The organism is Streptomyces sp. 12E (assembly GCF_055633275.1).
Window position 1 is genome coordinate 710,280 of sequence record NZ_JBVNCJ010000001.1, and the last position, 17,989, is coordinate 728,268.

The following is a 17,989-nucleotide window of genomic DNA, read 5'->3' on the forward strand; positions in this document are numbered from 1 at the left end:
CGGCCGGTCACGGGGGTACCCGGGGCGGGTCGCAGGAGTGCCGGGCCGGGAAGGGGGTGTCGCGATGAGCGTGCGAGACCGGATCGCCGAGCTGCGCCGCGTCGCCCGGGAACGGTTCGGGTGGAGCGACCTGGCCGCCGAGCAGACGGAGGCGATGGAGGCACTGCTCGACGGCCGCGACGTGCTGGTCGTCATGCCCACCGGTTCCGGCAAGTCGGCGATCTATCAGGTGCCGACGGTCATGCTCGGTGGCCCCGCGGTCGTGGTGTCACCACTGATCGCCCTGCAACGCGACCAGGTCGCCGGCCTGCGGGAGAGCGCGGCGCCGGACGCCGTGGCCGTGAACTCCGCACAGCCCCGGTCGGCCACCGAGAGGGGCTGGCGGGCGGTCCGGGACGGTGGTGCCGAGTACCTGTTCCTGTCCCCCGAGCAGCTGGCCAAGGACAGTGTCGTGGAACAGCTGAGGGAACTGGGTCCTTCGCTGTTCGTCGTGGACGAGGCCCACTGCGTCTCGGCCTGGGGGCACGACTTCCGCCCCGACTACCTGAACCTGGGCGAGGCCGCCGAACGGCTGGGTCGCCCGCCGGTACTCGCTCTGACGGCGACGGCCGCGGCCCCGGTCAGGGCGGACATCGTCGAGCATCTGCACATGCGCGAGGCCCACGTCGTGACGACCGGGACCGACCGGCCCACCATCCATCTGGCGGTGCGCACCTTCACCGACGACCCCGCCAAACGCGAGGCCGTCACACGCTGGACGGCCCGAGCGAGCGCCCCGGGCATCCTCTACACCGCCACCCGCAAGGATGCCGAGACGTACGCGGGGCGACTTCGGCAGGACGGCGTGGACGCCGAGGCGTACCACGCGGGCATGAAGGCATCCGACCGTCACCGCATTCACGACGGCTTCATGGCCGGCGCTCCCGCCGTGGTGGTGGCCACGTCCGCGTTCGGGATGGGCATCGACAAGTCGGACGTACGGTTCGTCGCCCACGCGTCCGTCCCGGAGTCGCTGGACTCCTACTACCAGGAGATCGGGCGTGCCGGCCGGGACGGGGAGCCGGCCCGCGCGGTGCTGTTCTACCGCCCCGAGGACCTGGGCCTGCAGAAGTTCCTCACGGCCCGGGCCCTGGACACCGATGCACTGTGCCGGATCATGACCACGCTGCTCGGCCAGGACGCCCCGCAGAGCCGTAGCCGCACGGCGCAGCTGTGCGGCCTGTCGCGCCGGAAGACCAGCGATCTGCTGAACCTGCTGGAAGAGGCGGGTGCGGTGACCGTCGAGGGCAGGCGCCGCGCGGTCCGGGCGCTGCTCGGCCGCACGGCGGACGAGGCCGCCGACGAGGCGGCGCGGGTGTTCGAGCGGCGGCGGCGCGTCGACCGCTCGCGCATCGAGATGATGCGTGGCTACGCGGAGACGCCGACCTGCCGCCGCCAGTACCTTCTGGGTTACTTCGGCGAGCAGCTCGACCAACCGTGCGGGCGGTGCGACGTGTGCGACCGCGAGGACGGGCTCCCCGCCACCGGTGCCGGGCACCGGGACGCCGCTCCCCCGACCGGGCGCGGCGGGCCCTACGCGGCGAACGACAGGGTGCGCCACGCGGAGTGGGGTGCGGGCACGGTGATGCGCACGGAGGAGGACCGCCTCGTCGTGCTGTTCGAGCAGGTCGGCTACAAGACGCTGTCCCTGACAGCGGTACAGGAGGGCGACTTGCTGACCGGCGCCTGACGCGCCAGGCGACCGGGCCAAGCAGCAGGTGAAAACATCACAGTCGGTGCGCCGCGCCGCTTGGGGGTACCCGCCACTGGATACTGCCGTCAGCCGCTGGGGCGGACGGGCGTTGCGGCCGGTCTGCGCCGAGGAGAGATCCATGCCCGAGACGATCGAAGAGCAGACGATTGAGCAACTGGGCGGCCCGGGCAGCGTGCTGGCCCGGCAACGCCGTGATCATGCCGAGATGGACAGGCCCGCCATCAGACCTTGGCGGACGGTGAGGACCGCGAGCGGGTCCTGCAGGAGACCGTCCAGCTGGTCTTCAGCCATGCCTTCGCCGAGGAGACCGTGCTGTGGCCGGCCGTACGGCGCTCGGTCGAGGACGAGCACGAGCTGACCTTGCGGGTCGAGGAGGAACACCAGCAGATCAACGACCTCGTCGCCGACATCGAACGCCTGAGTCCGGGTTCTCCTGAGCGTGAGGAGAAGGTACGGCGGGTCTTCGCGCTGATACGGCAGGACATCCGCGACGAGGAGGACCTCGTGCTACCCCGACTGCAGGAAGCGCTGCCCGCCGCGCAACTGCACCGGCTCGGCACGGCATGGGACACGGTGCGACGCAGCGCGCCCACCCGCCCCCACCCCGTCATCCCGCGGCGCCCGCCCGGCAACGCGGTCCTGGGCGTGCCGCTCGGTCTCCACGACCGGATGCGCGACGCGTTCGGACTGAGCACGCCCATGGCCACTGCCAAGAAGGTCTTCACCGGGCTCGCCGGGGTTCTGGTGCTGCTCGCGGCCGTCGCGATGCGCCGCAGACGACGGTGAACCACCCGGGTGCGGCGCTGAGTGCCGAGGGCACCGCGGGCACGCCGTCGACGTCGCACGCATCTTCTGATCGGGAGGCATCATGTCCGTGTGGTCATGGGTCCGCGAACACCTGGGGGGTCGCACGACCGAGCTCTCCGCAGAGGTCCGTTCGGGTCGGCCGGAGGACACCGGCGGTAAGCCGTACACCGAGGCGGCGGACCGGCACAGCACGACGGGCACGACGCCCAATGACGTCTTCGTGGGCCGTGTCGCGGGCGACGACCCCGGCTACCTGGAGACGGGCGCCGAAAAGCGCGCCGAACCGGACACCGGAGAGGGCGACGAGACCACGACATCGACGTAGGGAAGACACCGCCCGACATCGTTGATCGCCCAGCCCGGCCACCGGACCCGGGACGGGCCAGCTGCTCACCGTCGTGGCCGCGCTGCTGGCGGCGGTGGCGTACCTGCTGGCCACGGGGCGTCTGCGGCGCCGCGGGGATGCCTGGCCCCGATGGCGGGATGTGTCGTTCACCGCCGGGGGCATCGGCATGGCCTGGGCGCCGGGGGGAACTGTGCCGGGAGGACCGTTTACCGGGCACATGATCCAGCACCTCGTCGTCGGCATGGCCGCCCCACTGCTGTTCGTCGTGGCCCGCCCCCTCACCCTCGCCCTGCGAGCCCTCAGGCCCGGCCGGGCACGACGACGCCTGCTGGTCCTCGCGCGATCCCGTCCCGTCGGCTGGCTCGTCCTCCCACCCCTGGCGGCCCTGCTGGACGTGGGCGGCCTCTGGCTGCTGTACCGGACAGAGCTGTTCGCGGCCATGCGACACCAGCCGTTGCTGCACGGGGTCGTGCACGCGCACATGCCGGCGGCAGGGTTCGTGTTCACCTTCGCCGTGTGCCAACTCGATCCGGTGCGCCGCCGCTGGAGTGTCGCCGTACGCGGTGCCGCCTTGCTGGCCGCCGGCGCCGCCCACGCGGTGCTCGCCAAGACCCTGTACGCATCCCCTCCGCCCGGCACCGACTTCACTCCTGCCGACCTGCACAGCGGCGTCCAGTGGATGTACTACGGCGGCGACGTGGTGGACGCGGCCTTGGCGGTGGTGCTGGGGGTGGGCTGGTACACGGCCGGCGGACGTGCCCGCGCCCGTCGCACCCGACGTGGGGCTGCCCCGACCGGCTCCAAACAGAGGTTGACCAGTGCAGCCGGTGCATTCGGCAACCGTCGGCAGGGCGCCGGTACGACGACAGCCGCAATCTGTTCGACGAGGTGGAGAAGACCAGCGGGGACGAGCGGCTGGTCGCCTTTCGCCGCCTCGTCCGCCTGCTCGCCGTGCACGAGACGGCCGAGGAGGAGGTGAGCCGTAGAAGGCGCTACGTGAGTCCCAACGGCTCCGACCTCCCTCACGCCCTGGGGCGCGGGCGGTACCCCCACGCCACGGTGGCCGACGCGGCGGAAGCCCGTGCAGGTCGTCCTGCGAGGGCCGGGTGCCCCCGCGGGCGCCAGGTCCCCCGCAGGACGATCGAAGGAAACCCGCAGGCAGCAGCACGACGGGCGGTACAGTACCGACCAGATCATGGCAAGGGCCCGGACGCCGGGCGTCCGGGCGACACCCTAGCCCGGCTCAGGGAAGGTAGTAGGTCTGCCGCAGGAACGCGGCGGTGTCCTGCAGGGCCTGGGTATAACCCGCCTTATAGCGCGCGTCGGTGTCGGTGCGTCGGCTTTCGGCCTCCGCCCACTGGTCGAGGTGGAGGGCGATGTCGAGGTGGTTGCGGTAGAGCGTGCCGTGTTCGCCGTCGAGGGCCGCTCGGGTGCGCTCCTCGTCCCAGTCCTCCAGTTCCCCGGTATCGAAATCCAGCAGTTCCTCATCAGGCCGCTGCACGGTTTCCTCCTCCGTTCCCCTCAGGCCGGGAACGAGCAGCCCGGTCGTCCCTCCCGGGTACCCGTCATCGGATCCCAGTCGTGTCTGATGACCGGCTTCCAGACGACGGACTTCTGGTCGACAGACAGGGAAGTGGCGTCGCTTCTCCTCGCGGTCTGCCACTTCACCTGGTTGAGGCCGAGTGTGCGCGCTTCGGCCGGCCCGTGCCCGGGCCCGAGCCCGCGCGCAGCGTCTCGACCGCCGCGCCGACCGACGCGTCGTCGGTCACGTCCAGCTGGACGAAGCCGGCGCCGAGCCGGTCGGCGGCCTTGCCTCCGTTCCCGGCGTCCCGGGCTCCGATCCGGACCGTCCGGCCAGCCTGGACGAGACGACGCGCGATCTCGTGGCCGAGGCCTCTGTTGCCGCCGGTGATCAATGTGGTGGCCACGTCGTGTCTCTCCTGTGCGTGTCGTCGGAGCGGGTGCTCCCGGAAACGCGGTCACCGGGAGCACCCGCGGAATCGGTTCGCGGTGGTGCGGCCCGCCGGCGTCGGTGTCGGCGGGCGTCCTGCTCTAGTGGGCGGGGCGGAACGGGCGCAGCAGGCGGATGCCGTCCTCGATGGATCCGTCGATCAGTTCGAGCATCTGCGGGACGAGTTCCCGCATCCGGGGCGCGGCGAGGTGTGCGTCGAGGTGGGTGCGTGTCTCCCAGCGTTCGTAGATGACGAATTCGCCGGGTCGGCCCTCGACTTCGTGGGCCTCGTAGTCGATGTTGCCGGGGTCGTTGCGCGAGGGGGTGACGGCGGCGGTGATGAACGCCTTGAGGTCGTCCTCCCTGCCCGCCTTCGCCTTCGCGTCCCAGACGACGGTCACGTAGCCGGTGGGTGTTGCGGTCATGGTGATTCCTTTTCTGTTCCGTGTGGTGTTCCGTGCTGACGGACTGTGTGTCGGTACCGAGCCGGGTCAGCTCTTGATGAAGTCGAGGAGGTCGGCGTTGACGGTGTCGGCGTTGACGGTGCACATGCCGTGCGACAGGCCCGGGTAGACCTTCAGGTCCGCGTGCTCGACCAACGTGACCGCCAGCCGGGCGGAGTTGGCGATCGGGACGATCTGGTCGTCGTCGCCGTGCAGGAGGAGCGTGGGCACGTCGATCGCCCGGAGGTCGTCGGTGAAGTCCGTCTCCGAGAACGCTCTGATCCCCTCGTGGTGTGCCTGCGCGCTGCCGGCCATCCCCTGGCGCCACCAGTTCTGGATGATGCCCTGGGAGACGTCCGCGCCCGGACGGTTGAACCCGTAGAACGGCCCGGAGGCGATGTCGAGGTAGAACTGGGAGCGGTCGGTGGCCACGCCCTCGCGGAAGCCGTCGAAGACCTCCACCGGCAGCCCTGCGGGGTTGGCTTCCGTTTGGGCCACGAGCGGCGGGACCGCTGCGATGAGGACGGCCTTGGCGACCCGGCCGGCACCGTGCCCGGCGACGTACCGGGCGACCTCTCCGCCACCGGCGCAGTGGCCGACGTGGACGACGTCGCGCAGGCCGAGGTGCGCCACCACGGCGGCGGCGTCCGCCGCGTAGCGGTCCATGTCGTGCCCGTGGCCGACCTGGGCGGAGCGCCCGTGCCCGCGGCGGTCGTGGGCGACGACGCGGTAGCCCCGCCGGACGAGGAACAGCAACTGGGCGTCCCATTCGTCCGAGCTCAACGGCCAGCCGTGGTGGAACATGACCGGCCGGCCCGAGCCCCAGTCCTTGAAGAAGATCTCGACTCCGTCGTCGGTGGTGACGAACGGCATGGTCCGCTCCTCGTGGTCTCGCCCGGGTACCGGGCGGATTCGATGTCTCCACGAGAATGGCTCGGCCACCGTGCCGACAGCCTCCGTCAGCTGACTGACATCCGGCCGACGGCTCGCTCCGGTGATCGTGCTCGCGGCCAGTCTGCGGTGCAGCGTCAACGTGCCGTTGGCCTGCTTCACGATCCACCTCTTCGGTTGCGGGACGAAGCCTTTGCCTTGGTCGGCCGGGTTGCGGCGGACGACTGCGACGTCGATCTCCAGCAATGCGCCACGGATGAGGACTTCGTCCTTGAAGCCCTGGTCCACCAGAGCCTTCTCCAGACGCATCCCGCGCCGCTCGGCGACCTGGTCGGGCAGGGCGGCGCCGGCCGCGTTGTCGTGGGCGGATGCGGCCGGCACGACGACGCCGATGACCAGCCCCAGCACGTCGACGGCCAGTCCCCGCTTGAGGCCCGACACCTTCTTGTTGGCGTCCAGTCCCGTCGTGGTCTTCGGGACACCCTCGGCCGCGCGCACGGACCGGGTATCGAGGATCACGAGGGACGGGTCCTCTAACCGCCGGGCCTTCGCCCGTACCTGGCAGCGCAGGAGTTCCTGAATCCGCTGGTCAAGGCCGTTCTGGCGCCACAGGCCGAAGGAGTGGAACACCGCCGACCAGGAAGGCAGATCATGCGGCAGGTAGCGCCACTGGCAGCCCGTCCGGTTCTGGTAGGAGATCGCGTTCACGACCTCCCGCAGATCGCAGGATCCGGGATCTCCGGTCGCTGACCGTGCCACCCGCTCCTGTTTCCAGGCCGTGATCATCGGCTCGATCAACGCCCACTGCTCGTCCGCTGAGTCGCTGGGGCACGGCTCTCGCTCCATGCCCGCATCTCAGCATGCACATGCCCAACAGATGGCCCGCCCGACGATCAGTCCCTCGATCGAGCGATCACGAACCGAGGAAGATCGGACTTGACGTCCACTCATGTCAGGGCACCGCCACCCTGCCGGGTCGGCGGTTCCGGGAGGGGCCGGCATCCGCGGGTGAGTCTCACGGCGCCGGGCAGCGTGGCTGCCACGCGCAAGTATCGGCAGACACCGGTTGCGCGGAAGACCCTGCGGGCCAGCGATCGACGCGCCACCACACACAGCACGGCTCCACGGCTATGGGCGAATCGCCGGGTACGCAGCAGGACAGTGACAGCCGTGGCGGTGACCAAGGGCGTTTGCACATCGATGATCACGGTGCGGGCGGCCGACCGCGAGATCTCCCCGCAGAGGTGCCCGTGGGCGACGTCCTCCGTGTTGAAATCGATGGCGTCGTCGATCTCAATCACGATCTGGTCTTCGGTGAGGCGGTGGCACGGAAACAGCAACACGGACTCCTCGGATACATGCCTGGCCAGCGGGCTGCCGCTTCCTGACGCCGTATCCGTCGTACCCCTGCCCCGGCGGCTGATGCCAAAGATCGGCGTGGTCTTGCCCACCCGACCCCGCAGACTGGACGCGGGCACGGATTGCGGATCCGACGTGCCCCTGCCCTGCCGGCCAGAATGTCTGCGGTGATGTCGGACAGCGTCCGACCCGACCCGAACGCTCCGGTGCGGAAAAGCGCCAGGGCGTTCTCGAGCACAGGTGCACTCCGCCGCGCCGACCCCTGGCTGAGATCACCGCGTGCGCCGACGTCCTCTCGCTCACGGACATGCGATGCCTCCTCGCGACATAGCCGGCCCGCTCCGTGCCCCGGGGTGGCACCGAACATTCCCTCAAAACCATCCGGCCACTTACGACCGGCTCGCGTGCGGTCCGCGCGGATGCGACCGGGCGGAACTGGGAACCCGCAGGCTGCCGCCCTCCGAAGCCGGCCCCTGTCCGCCCGGTGCAGCGGCGGAGTGGACGGGGAGTATGTCAACCCAGGGAATCGATCAGGTCGTTGCACGCCTGCTCGCAGCGGCGGCAGGCTTCGGCGCACACGCGGCAGTGGTCGTGCTGGTCGGCGTGGCGCCCGCACTCGTCGGCACAGGCTTTGCAGACGGTGGCACACGCCTGGAGGATCGCGCGGGTGATGTTGACGTCGTAGCCGGTGTGGCGGGACAGCACCGCGGCGGTGGCGTTGCAGATGTCGGCACAGTCGGCGTTCGTGCGGATGCACTTGGTCAGTTCACCGACCATCTCCTCCGACAGGCATGCGTCCGCGCACGCGGTACACGCCTGTGCACAGGCGATGCACTCCTCGATGCACCGGGCGAGCTTCTCCCGGTCCACCCCGCCCAGATCGGCAGGGTAGGTATCGAGCATGTCCTTGACTGCAGTAGCCATGAAAGAACCCTTCAGTGGTGTCCAACGGCGGCTGATGCCGTCCACGTAGGGGTAACACCACGCCGGACGCCGCAAACCGCCGAGCGCTCCGTCAGCACCGCTCGGCCCTGATCGCGGTCACGGTGCGCTGAACCTGGCGCGAACGGAGGCAACGGCGCCGGCCGCAGATGAGAGGGCAGGGTTGGGCGGCGGCGAGGAGGCCGTGGAGACGATGCGCCGAAGGTTCGCGGCGATCGGCCCCCTCACGTCGCGTCCCAGAACCGGAGGCGTGCCGACGCTGCGAACAGGCGCCAACGCTCTGATCACCTCCCTGGGCCGGCGGTCTTGCGGTTGGCCGGCACCCATACCCCGGGGTAAAGCACCGGCGATGCGTGCGGTTCAGGACCTGACGCGACGAAACAGCGCGTAACCCGTCCCGGCGAGGCCGGCCGCGGTCGCGGCGCGTCCGATGCGGTGGCGGCTCGCCCACGTCTGCGGGCTGCGAGCGCGCGCCTGGTCGTCGAAGACTCCGTGCGCGCCGTAGTCCTCCGTGTCGTCGGCCGGCGCGAAGAGGTTGCCGGGTCCCTCGGGCGACGGCTGGGCGTCCGTCTGCTGCGCGTCGAAGGCGGTCCGGGCCAGATAGCGCTCCAGCAGCCCGGGGACCACGGCGTTGGCCAGCAGCGTCGCCACCGTGGAGGCGCCGACCCAGTACTCGCGCCGCTGGGGACGGTCGGCGGCGCGCAGTACGGCGCGGGCGGCGTCCTCCGGCTGGTAGATCGGGGGGACCGGCTGCGCGTGCCGGGACAGGTGCGTGCGCAGCCAGGTGAACTGGGGAGTGTTGACCGCGGGCATCTGCACCATCGCGATCCGCACACGGGACCGGTCGTGCAGCAGTTCGCAGCGCACCGACTCGGTGAAGCCCTGGATGGCGTGCTTGGCACCTCAGTAGGCGCTCTGCAACGGGATGCCGCGGTAGGCGAGCGCGGAACCGGCCTGCACGATGGTGCCGCGGTCACGGGGCAGCATGCGGGCCAGGGCGGCCCGGGTGCCGTGCACGTAGCCCAGGTACGTCGATCGGATCGTCTGGAGGAACTCCTCCGGTGACAGGTCCATGAAGGTACCGAACGCGGAGGTGAAGGCGTTGTTGACCCAGACGTCGATGGGCCCCGACTCCTCCTCCGCGCGGCGGGCCGCCGCTTCCACCTGGTCGGGGTCGGACATGTCGGTGACGACGGGCAGCGCCTGCCCACCTGCCCGTCGGACCTCGGCCGCCGCGGCCTCCAGTCCCGTCCGGCCCCGGGCGAGCAGCACCACCCGGGCGCCGCGTGCGGCGAACATCCTGGCCGCCGCCCGGCCTGTACCGGCGCTGGCCCCGTCACCACGACCGTCTCCGGCTTCTGCTGCATGAGCACTCCTCGTTGCGCTGGGCCGGTCAGGTACCGCGTTCGCGGCATGGGAAAACGAGCCGCGAGGACGGGTACGACGACGCGGACGGGTCGGCGGTGGGCTCACTCCCCCACCGGCCGGCGGACGCCGAGCAGGCGGTCGGGAGCAGGGCCGAGGGCGGTGACGAGGAGAGCGGCGAGGGCCGTGGTCAGCGGCTCCGAGGCCGAGGTGAGGATGCCGGGACTGATGATGCGCGTGGTGGCGCCGGCCGACGGGCGAGGGGCGGCGAGCAGCTCGGGCAGTACGGCACGAAGACGTTGTCGGCCGGGACCAGGCCGGTTATCGCTCCGGCGAAGGCCAGCAGCAGCGCGGCCTGACGGGCGGCGTCCTGCTCGACGTAGTACCGGCAGTACAGCAGGACCAGGACTCTGACACCGGCGACGATCCACAGCATCAGCAGGACCAGCGCGTCCAGCCGCAGGCCGACCGTCAGTCCCAGCGACAGGGCCCATGACAAGGTCTCCCGGTACTCCCCGCCGTCCAGGACGCGCGGCCCGCGTGCCCGCCCAGACCACCGTCGCCAGCGGCACCAGGGCCGCCGCCGCCCACACCGTACGGCCGAGGCTCCGCCGCCACCACGGAAGGGCCACCGCGACCACCGCGCGGGCGGCCGGCAGGAACAGCACCGCACCAACTCCTCCGCGAACTTCTCGGCCCACCGATACGCACTCGGCTCGTCCTGCCCGGTCCCAGGAGCCCTGTCCCGGTCGACGGCCGTGGGGCACCCGGCGGCGCGGCAAATCAATACCTCAGGTGTGGCAGACGGGCGTATCACCCGCTCAAAGCCGGAGACGTCGACCGGCCGGATGGACCGAAATCCTGCGGAGGGGTTCGGTCCGTGCGCGCCACGGTGGTACGGGCGACGGTGTCACTGCGGTCCTTCGTCGTCCGGTGGCGTTCGCTTGCGGGCGCCCATGAAAACGCTGATGGCTGCGGGCCGCGCGGGTCGCAATGCCTCTTCCCTGCTTCAAGAGCGCCCGGCTGTACCGGAACCTCCTGCGTGGTCGGCGTTCTGAGCCATGTCCGATCTGATCGGGGCTCCGGCCCGGCGGGCCACGGCGGGGGCACCCGTAGACCAGGAGCAGGGCGGATGTTCCGGCGAGTGCGGCGGCGGACAGGACCGAGGTGTCGGCTCTGTCTTTCCCCGGCTGTCGGCCAGACCGACCAGAGGCGACCGGACGCTGCGGAATCCAAGCGGCATCGCACGGTGAGCAAGTCGTCGGCAGGAACGCCGAGATCCGTACGGTGCGGGAAGGGCGGTGGGACGGCTTCACCACCGTCCGCGGGCACCCCTCGCCGTCAGGCTCGAGCCGCTGTGCATCAGCGGGCTGTCGGCGCGGTCCGGCGGGTGAGAAGGACGCCCAGGGCGATCATGCCGACACCCAGGACGAAGTGCAGCCAGTTGTCCGCCGTGTTGACCGGCACGAAGTTCGCCGCGCTGTCGTGGTCGATGATCAGCCCGTAGATCCACAGGACCAGGTAGATCACACCGCCGCCGATGAGGAAGGTGCGGGCGGTGGAAGCCGCGCGGGCCATGGCGATTCCGGCGAGGCCGAACAGCAGGTGGACGATGTTGTGCAGGATCGACACCTGGAAAAGTCCCAGGAGCTTGGCCTCGGAGTGGTGCTCGGCGAACTCCATGGTGTCGTAGTCGGTCGTGACACCGGGAATGAAGCCGAGAAGGCCCACCAGGAGGAATACCGCTCCGACGGCGAGCGCGGCCTGCTGGACCCTGGTCCGGCCGGCCGCGGGGGTGGTGTGGTGGGTGGACATGATGGTGATGCTCCTTCCGACGGTGCGGACGGCCGGAGCCGCGCAGCGTGATCACTGGTTGCCTCTTTACCGCCCGTTTACCCCACCTTCCATCTTTCAGCGCGCCGTTGCTTCTCGGCTTCCCGCGCCACGCCTGTCTCCCGGAGCAGGGAAGCCGAGCTTCCGGCAGCGGAGAAGTGCCTGCCGCCATCGCTCCCCGTCCCTGGACCGGCAGAGAACAGCTGCGCTCGCCTGGGCCAGTCGGGTGACGGGCGGCCAGGCTGTTGGGTGACCGCAGAGATGTCGATGCCGACGGGTGGCTCGCCCGGCACGTCAGGGGAGCCATGCGCGGGTGGGCGGTTCGGGCCGGATGCCGCGTCGGACCCGATCGAGTACGACGGTGCCTGCTATGCGCCCGCGATGTGGCGGGGGCTCGGGGAAGCCATCCAGGAATGCTCCTGTGCCGAGGGCGTTCCGCTCGGGAGCGGACCGGGAGGGCCGGTCACGGGCAGTGCTGTGCGAAGAGTTCGCGGCTGCGTCGATGCGACCCCGCCCTGTCGGATGGTCCATGCGCCGGAAGCCGCGCGGACGAAAGCGCCCTCGGGCTGCTCCGGACCGTCCGGTGACCGCTGGGGAGGTAGCGGTGGAGCAGTCCCCCGCTGGAGCCCAGAGGTCGTCGTGCCTGACGGCGGAACCACCGACGGGCTGCGGCATGAGCGTCAGGTCGAGGTGACGGCGGCACGAGCGAGAGCCGCCGTCTCCTGCGGCGTGCCGTCGATCGGGATGGCCGAGCCCGCTTCGTCGTCGCCCAGTGACTCGAAGTCGGCGAACTGCGTACGGAGCAGCTCGGGCGGCATGAAATGGCCCTGTCGCGCGGTGATCCGTGCGGCGATCAGCTCGGGCGAGCCGTCGAGGTGGAGGAAGAAGACGCGCGGTGCGGCGGAGGTCAGCCGGTCACGGTAGTGGCGCTTGAGCGCCGAGCATGTCACCACTCCTCCGCCGTCCGCATGACCGGCCAGCCACCGTGCGATCTCGTCCAGCCAGGGACGGCGGTCCTCGTCGTCGAGCGGGTGGCCCGCTCGCATCTTCGCCACGTTGGCCGCGGGGTGGAAATCGTCCCCCTCGGCGTAAGGGACATCGAGGTGCCGTGCCAGCAGCCGGCCCACCGTGGTCTTCCCCGAACCCGACACGCCCATGACGACGACCAGGGGAGCAGTCTGACGAGACATCCAGGACCTTCCTTCGTACCGTGCCGCCTACAGCTCGATGACCACCTTGACGTCGTCGGGTCGCGGTGCGAACGCCTCCATCGCGCGCTCCAGCGGCACCCGCCGGGTGATCAGGCGCTCGAGCCACGACCTGTCGGCCCGTGCCAGCGCCCCGGCGGCCTGGCGGTAGTGCCGCAGGTTGGCGTTGACCGAGCCCACCACCGCGTCGTTCTGCAGCACGATCTCCCGGTTGAGGGCCCCCGCGTCCACGGTCATCCTGCGGCCGGCGGGTGACACACCGGTCAGGCACACCACTCCGTAGGCTGCGGTGCCCGTCAGCGAGGCGAGGACGGGCTCGTTCGCGCCCGTGGCTTCGATGACGACGTCCGGGCGCACGGCGGAGACGACCCGCTCGGCGTCCTCCGCGTGGTAGGTCGCGCCCAATTCCCCTACCAGCGCGGGTTTGACTCCTTCGGTCACCCGGTCGAGGACATGCACCTCCAGCCCGCGCTGTACCCCCAGCAGCGCGGCGAGCAGCCCGATGGGCCCCGCTCCCGTCACCAGGGCGCGACGCGGCTCGAACCACGAACGGCCACCGACACGCTCGACCTGCTCCCACGCCTTCGCCACCACGGTGGCCGGTTCCATGAGCGCACCGACGCGTTCCAGACGCGGGTCCAGCTTCACCGCGTAGCCGGCTTCCACGCACCACGCCTGTGCGCCGTAACCGTCGATCTCCTTGATACCGCGTTCGGTGTAGCGCCCGTTGCGGCACATGTCGAACTCCCCGCGGGCGCAGGCCCCGCACGGTTCGGGGTCCGGTCGGCGCACCACCCCGACGACGAGGTCACCGGCCGAGAACCCGCTGCCGGGCGGTGCCTGTCGCACCCGTCCGAGGGACTCGTGCCCCAGCACCAGCCGCTCACGGCCCGGCGGGGCCCAACCGTACTCGCCCCGGGCGATCTCCCTGTCCGTTCCGCACACCCCCACCGCCAGGCCCCGCACCAGCAGCTCGCCGTCCGCGGGGACGGGGTCGGGCACCTCCCACACCTCCAGGGAATCCTTCTCGCCGGGCCGCACGGTCAGTGCACGCATCGCCCACCTCGCCCCTCACACCACGCGGCGCCTCATGCCGTGCGCGCCACTGCCTGCCGTCCGCCTCGGCTTCACGGGTGTCCCGCTCGGACCTTTTCAGCACCAGCCACGCGGCCGCATCCTTCCTGAACTCCTCCGGATACGGAGACTCGCCTCCCCGGGCGCCCTCCCCGCTACCGGGATCCACGTCAGGGTGCCCGGTCCGAACACAACACATCATGCTCAACGGTCCACCAGCCGCTGTGGATTCGGCCGACGCGGAGCTGAATCTGTTCGCCGGGAGGGGCAGCGGCTCGGCGACTCCGACGAGACCGTCCGCGCCGGGCGAGCACGAAGGGGCCGCAGGCCAAGGGCGTCCCACCCGCGCAAGCCGACGCGCAGGCGCCCTGTGCGCTGCTCCGGTCAGGAGCTGAGCACGTTCCCGGCATGCCGCATTCCCCTCGTGCGACGGGTACGGCGGACACGGTCCGGTGAGCCTTCAGTCCTGTCGGCCGCGGCCGGTGAGCGCGTCGCGCAGCCGGTCGACCATGCCGGTGCCCGGGGCGAGGAGCTTGTTGGCGGGCGGCGTGTCGGGCGCGGCGGGGTGCGGGCGGGTGGGCGCGGTCTCCTTGGCCATCCGCACCTTCTCGCCCAGCTCCCGCAGGGCATCGGCGGAACAGACGTCGGCCAGCAGGGGGAACAGCCGGTTCTCCTCGTCGGCGACGTGTTCGGTGACGGACGTCCTCAGCTGCGTGATCAAGGTGTCGAACCGGCCGTCACCGGGCTCACAGCCTTCGAGCTCCTTGAGCATGCGCTCGACTTCGCTGTGGTCGGCGATCTCCTTGTCGGCCAGATCGTCGCCCCCGTCGACGTAACGACGCACCGTCGGGTACAGGTGTTCCTCTTCCGCCACCGAGTGCCGCACCAGCTCCCTCGTCAATTCGTCCGCCAGTTCGCGCCGTCGCTGCTCACCCGTGGGCAGCGCCTCGATCTGTTCGAAGAGTGAGTCCACCTCGCGGTGGTCCGTGGTCAGTTCCTGAATGACGTTTCCGCCATGTCCCATGGTCGGCCTCTCCATCTCGGTTCCCGGCGCGGCGTGGATTCCTGGCTTCGTCGCCTTATGGCGAGGCCGTCCGCGTCTCGTGCGACGTCCGGCCACCGCGGCGTCACCGCCCTCCGCACACCGCCACCGAGCAGAACAGGCGGAAAGGCGCTTCCCTCGGCGCCCGGCAAGGGATGAGTGCCACGCGACACGCCGGTGACGTCGCACAACCCGCCATTTCACTCCGACGGCCGATATCAAAGCCACGGTCCATGGCCGGAGCCGAAGGTCCGCGTGGTCGCGACCACTCGCGTGGTCCGTTGGAGGAAGGTGTCCAGCGCGTGGACCATGTCGGCAGAGGGGTCGAAGTCCGTGAGGCAGCTAGCGGTTTCACCGCGACGTGTCGCATTCCGCACCGACCCGGCCGTCCCTCCCATCCCGCCGCACGCCTCGCTGGACCAGATCGAGGCCGCGGCCACCGCGATCCTCAAGGGGGACAGCGACCGCGGCTCCATGGTGAAGCAGGGGCTCAAGGCCAAGGTCCAGGAGATGCTGCCGGGCGGCCGGCACCGCGGTGACCGCCCCGGCGCCGGGCCGCACGACAGCACCGAAGGGAACAAGTGACCCACCCGGTGCCATCGGCTCGTCCACTCCACGACGGACCTGCCGTGGAGCACCTGTCCGTCTCCGTGTACCGCGTCCCCACCGACCTTCCGGCGGGGACGCCGCCCTCGCCTGGGACGCCACCATGTGCAGCGAGGACGAGTACCACGGCCGCAAGGCCCATACGGCCGCCTCCGCATCTTCTGCTGCGCACCGGCTACGCACAGATCGACCAGCTCGCCGCCACGCGCCGAAGAAACGGGGCTTCCACCGGCCGGTACGCAGGGGATTCGCGGGCGGACGACTCCGTCGTGCACCCGACCGGGTCAAGACGACACCGTCAGTACACCGCGCCCCGTTCAGTCCGGCACCACGTCGGCCTACGGTGCTCAGACGGCTCACTGGACGGTCGAGCGACTCGTCCAAGTCATTGCTGAGACAAAGCACTTTCCGCGAGCTGGAGCGAACGCGAGTTCAGGCTGGGCCCGACTGCGCTCGGCAACTTGGCTCCGGACGCTCGAGAGTGAAGAGTCCGAGGACAGTGGTTCCATGGCAGACGCCGTACTCCTTTGCAGTCCCCCACACAGAGGCCCCGTCGGGATGGTTCCCGACGGGGCCTCGCCGTATCACCAGCTGTCACACACCTGTCACGAACTGGGCGGGCCCTCTGGGGCCAGAATGCCCTGAGCTGGCATTATGCGCTCATCCTGGACTGGCCTGGACGCCCACGGACGGCCCCTACAACCTGTGCCACGTGGTGCTGTTGCAGCCCGAACCGGAGGGCAATTTTGTCAGGCTTCGCTGCGGCCTCAGGCCGCATCCCACAGACCGGCGTCCAACACGCGCGCCGCCTTGGTGATGCTCCCCGGCATCAGGTGCCGGTAGGTGCGGTACGTCTCCTCGATCGACTTGCGTCCCATCCACTCGGCCACGTCGGTGATCGGGATGCCACTGCCCAGCGCGTTGGAGGCGAAGTAGTGCCGGAAGCCGTACATCCCTATCCCGTCCACGACGGGCAGCTTCTCGAAGAGTGCGCGGAAGCGCCGGCGTTCCATCGGCTCCGTGTAGTACCCGCTCGGCCCCGCAGCAGATACCCCTCCAGCGTCGCGCCGTGCTTTGCCTCATGGTGTTCGATCGCCTCTCGTACCGAGCGGGGCAGTGGCACCTCCCGGAACCCCCTCACCCTGCGGTGCTTTAGCTTCGCGGGCCGGTGCGTGTTGGAGTGGATCTGCTCGTGCACCCGGTACACGCCGTCCGCCACCACGTTGTTGACGTTCACGGCCCGGGCTTCGCCGTTGCGCAGTTCACAACCCGCCATCATCACTATCTCCAGGGCAAGGTCGTCACCCGCGACAGCCAGAGCCTGCTTCAGATAGGCCAGGTCCGGAATGACCACCCTCTGGCGCGCGTACTCCGGCTCCTGCACTCCCTTGACCGGGTTATCCGCCATCGCTCCCTTGTCGTAGGCGTCTCGCAGAATCGCCTTGAGCGTGCGCAGGATGGTGACCTGATTGCCCCGGCCGACGCCGTCGGCCTCCAACTCCTCCAGGAAACGCTCCATCACGATGGGAGTTACGGATACCAGCTTCCGTGACCCCAGGCGCGGAATGATATGGACGTTGATGGAGCTGTTGACGTGCTCGCCCGTGGAGTATGCGGTCATCCGGCGCTGGCGGGGCAGCCACTGCTTCGCGTATTCCGCGACCGTCTCCTGCCCCAGCTCCCGGCGCGCTTCCGCGACGGACGGCTCCGTGCGCTTCTTCTCCGCGTAGATCTGCGTGAGGCGTTCGATCGCGTCATCCTGCGTGTCGAAGCCGCCCTCCTCGACCTGCTTCCCCAGACCGTTGCGGAAGCGGATCATGTACGGGTGCGGGCACCGGGTCGGCCGGGCACAGCTGCAGTCCTTGAAGAACGAGCCCATACCGCGGGCGAGCTGACGAGCCACGTGACGCACCTTCCGAGCGGGAGCCGGGCATCTGCGCCCAGGCACCGCGCCGCGGCGGTCACCAGGTCAGCAAGCCAGGACGCCCTCGCACCCGATGCTGACCATTTGCTGACCTGAGCGGCCCCGTTACGCCTCTGACCTGCAAAAACGCCCAGATGCTAGATCTTGGACTTGAACATCGTACGCAACATCGGAGCACTCCCAAAAGTAGGCTCCCTGCCTGCGTTTTCGCAGGTCAAGGGCTGTTTCGACACCCTACAACGAGTCGCATGTCCGGGCATCCGCCCCCAGGTTCTTCAGGACTCGTGCTGACCACTCGCTAATTTTTCCGGCACCTCGTCAGGTGACCGGAGGAGGGCTTCGCCCATTCTCGCGGACCCCACCGTGGCGACGGCCCACGCCTGATCCCCGGGTAAGGACGGTCCGGGCCGACCAAGAGCAACCCGGGCCGCTCGAACAGTAGGGC

15 protein-coding genes and 5 pseudogenes are annotated in these 17,989 nt (G+C 70.1%); 5 read left to right on the top strand and 15 right to left on the bottom strand.

Translation table 11 applies throughout. The features are described 5' to 3' along the window. Positions 1–64 precede the first annotated feature (64 nt). The 4 genes and pseudogenes from ACZ8ZB_RS03280 to ACZ8ZB_RS03295 all read left to right on the top strand — a co-directional run. Positions 65–1,729, top strand: coding sequence for a RecQ family ATP-dependent DNA helicase (locus ACZ8ZB_RS03280; protein ID WP_470736208.1), 1,665 nt, complete (start codon positions 65–67; stop codon positions 1,727–1,729). 252 nt (positions 1,730–1,981) lie between these two features. Beyond that, positions 1,982–2,539 carry a hemerythrin domain-containing protein gene (locus ACZ8ZB_RS03285; protein ID WP_470736209.1) on the top strand — a complete coding sequence of 186 codons (558 nt, stop codon included), beginning with the start codon at positions 1,982–1,984 and terminating at the stop codon, positions 2,537–2,539. 82 nt (positions 2,540–2,621) lie between these two features. Then, positions 2,622–2,885, top strand: coding sequence for a hypothetical protein (locus tag ACZ8ZB_RS03290; RefSeq protein ID WP_470736210.1), 264 nt, complete (start codon positions 2,622–2,624; stop codon positions 2,883–2,885). Positions 2,886–2,979: 94 nt separating this feature from the next. Further along, positions 2,980–3,639: pseudogene (locus ACZ8ZB_RS03295) on the top strand (cytochrome c oxidase assembly protein); the annotation flags it as partial. 510 nt (positions 3,640–4,149) lie between these two features. On the opposite strand, the gene ACZ8ZB_RS03300 reads toward ACZ8ZB_RS03295, so the two are convergent. From ACZ8ZB_RS03300 to ACZ8ZB_RS03360, 13 genes and pseudogenes are all read right to left on the bottom strand, one after another. Next, positions 4,150–4,407, bottom strand: coding sequence for a hypothetical protein (locus ACZ8ZB_RS03300; protein ID WP_470736211.1), 258 nt, complete (start codon positions 4,405–4,407; stop codon positions 4,150–4,152). A gap of 211 nt (positions 4,408–4,618) precedes the next feature. Next, a pseudogene (locus ACZ8ZB_RS03305) lies at positions 4,619–4,834 on the bottom strand (SDR family NAD(P)-dependent oxidoreductase); the annotation flags it as partial. A 124-nt stretch (positions 4,835–4,958) separates the two neighbouring features. Next, the gene (locus ACZ8ZB_RS03310; protein WP_470736212.1) at positions 4,959–5,282 is read right to left on the bottom strand and encodes a putative quinol monooxygenase; all 324 of its coding nucleotides are present in this window, start codon (positions 5,280–5,282) and stop codon (positions 4,959–4,961) included. A gap of 66 nt (positions 5,283–5,348) precedes the next feature. After that, positions 5,349–6,173, bottom strand: coding sequence for an alpha/beta fold hydrolase (locus ACZ8ZB_RS03315; RefSeq protein ID WP_470736213.1), 825 nt, complete (start codon positions 6,171–6,173; stop codon positions 5,349–5,351). A gap of 103 nt (positions 6,174–6,276) precedes the next feature. Beyond that, positions 6,277–7,037, bottom strand: a pseudogene (locus ACZ8ZB_RS03320) (IS5 family transposase); the annotation flags it as partial. Positions 7,038–7,138: 101 nt separating this feature from the next. Continuing rightward, the gene (locus tag ACZ8ZB_RS03325) at positions 7,139–7,642 is read right to left on the bottom strand and encodes an STAS domain-containing protein (RefSeq protein ID WP_470736214.1); all 504 of its coding nucleotides are present in this window, start codon (positions 7,640–7,642) and stop codon (positions 7,139–7,141) included. A 421-nt stretch (positions 7,643–8,063) separates the two neighbouring features. Further along, positions 8,064–8,474 (bottom strand): four-helix bundle copper-binding protein, encoded by a 411-nt coding sequence (locus ACZ8ZB_RS03330; RefSeq protein WP_470736215.1) that lies wholly within the window; start codon positions 8,472–8,474, stop codon positions 8,064–8,066. 378 nt (positions 8,475–8,852) lie between these two features. Continuing rightward, positions 8,853–9,827, bottom strand: a pseudogene (locus ACZ8ZB_RS03335) (SDR family oxidoreductase); the annotation flags it as partial. A gap of 220 nt (positions 9,828–10,047) precedes the next feature. After that, positions 10,048–10,356, bottom strand: a complete 309-nt coding sequence (locus ACZ8ZB_RS03340) for a hypothetical protein (protein ID WP_470736216.1) — start codon at positions 10,354–10,356, stop codon at positions 10,048–10,050. A gap of 863 nt (positions 10,357–11,219) precedes the next feature. Continuing rightward, the gene (locus ACZ8ZB_RS03345) at positions 11,220–11,672 is read right to left on the bottom strand and encodes a DUF4383 domain-containing protein (protein WP_352379498.1); all 453 of its coding nucleotides are present in this window, start codon (positions 11,670–11,672) and stop codon (positions 11,220–11,222) included. A 698-nt stretch (positions 11,673–12,370) separates the two neighbouring features. Beyond that, on the bottom strand, positions 12,371–12,880 hold the full coding sequence (locus ACZ8ZB_RS03350; protein WP_470736217.1) for a gluconokinase: 510 nt from the start codon (positions 12,878–12,880) through the stop codon (positions 12,371–12,373). A 27-nt stretch (positions 12,881–12,907) separates the two neighbouring features. Beyond that, positions 12,908–13,954 carry a glucose 1-dehydrogenase gene (locus tag ACZ8ZB_RS03355; protein WP_470736218.1) on the bottom strand — a complete coding sequence of 349 codons (1,047 nt, stop codon included), beginning with the start codon at positions 13,952–13,954 and terminating at the stop codon, positions 12,908–12,910. 478 nt (positions 13,955–14,432) lie between these two features. Beyond that, positions 14,433–14,996, bottom strand: a complete 564-nt coding sequence (locus ACZ8ZB_RS03360; RefSeq protein WP_470736219.1) for a hemerythrin domain-containing protein — start codon at positions 14,994–14,996, stop codon at positions 14,433–14,435. Positions 14,997–15,377: 381 nt separating this feature from the next. Between ACZ8ZB_RS03360 and ACZ8ZB_RS03365 the strand changes: the two are divergent. Then, a pseudogene (locus tag ACZ8ZB_RS03365) lies at positions 15,378–15,599 on the top strand (thiamine pyrophosphate-requiring protein); the annotation flags it as partial. 788 nt (positions 15,600–16,387) lie between these two features. Here the strand turns inward: ACZ8ZB_RS03365 and ACZ8ZB_RS03370 are convergent. Beyond that, the gene (locus ACZ8ZB_RS03370) at positions 16,388–16,588 is read right to left on the bottom strand and encodes a hypothetical protein (protein ID WP_470736220.1); all 201 of its coding nucleotides are present in this window, start codon (positions 16,586–16,588) and stop codon (positions 16,388–16,390) included. Continuing rightward, on the bottom strand, positions 16,576–17,523 hold the full coding sequence (locus tag ACZ8ZB_RS03375) for a tyrosine-type recombinase/integrase (RefSeq protein ID WP_470736221.1): 948 nt from the start codon (positions 17,521–17,523) through the stop codon (positions 16,576–16,578). The genes ACZ8ZB_RS03370 and ACZ8ZB_RS03375 overlap by 13 nt, the downstream gene beginning before the upstream one ends. Between the last annotated feature and the right edge of the window lie 466 nt (positions 17,524–17,989).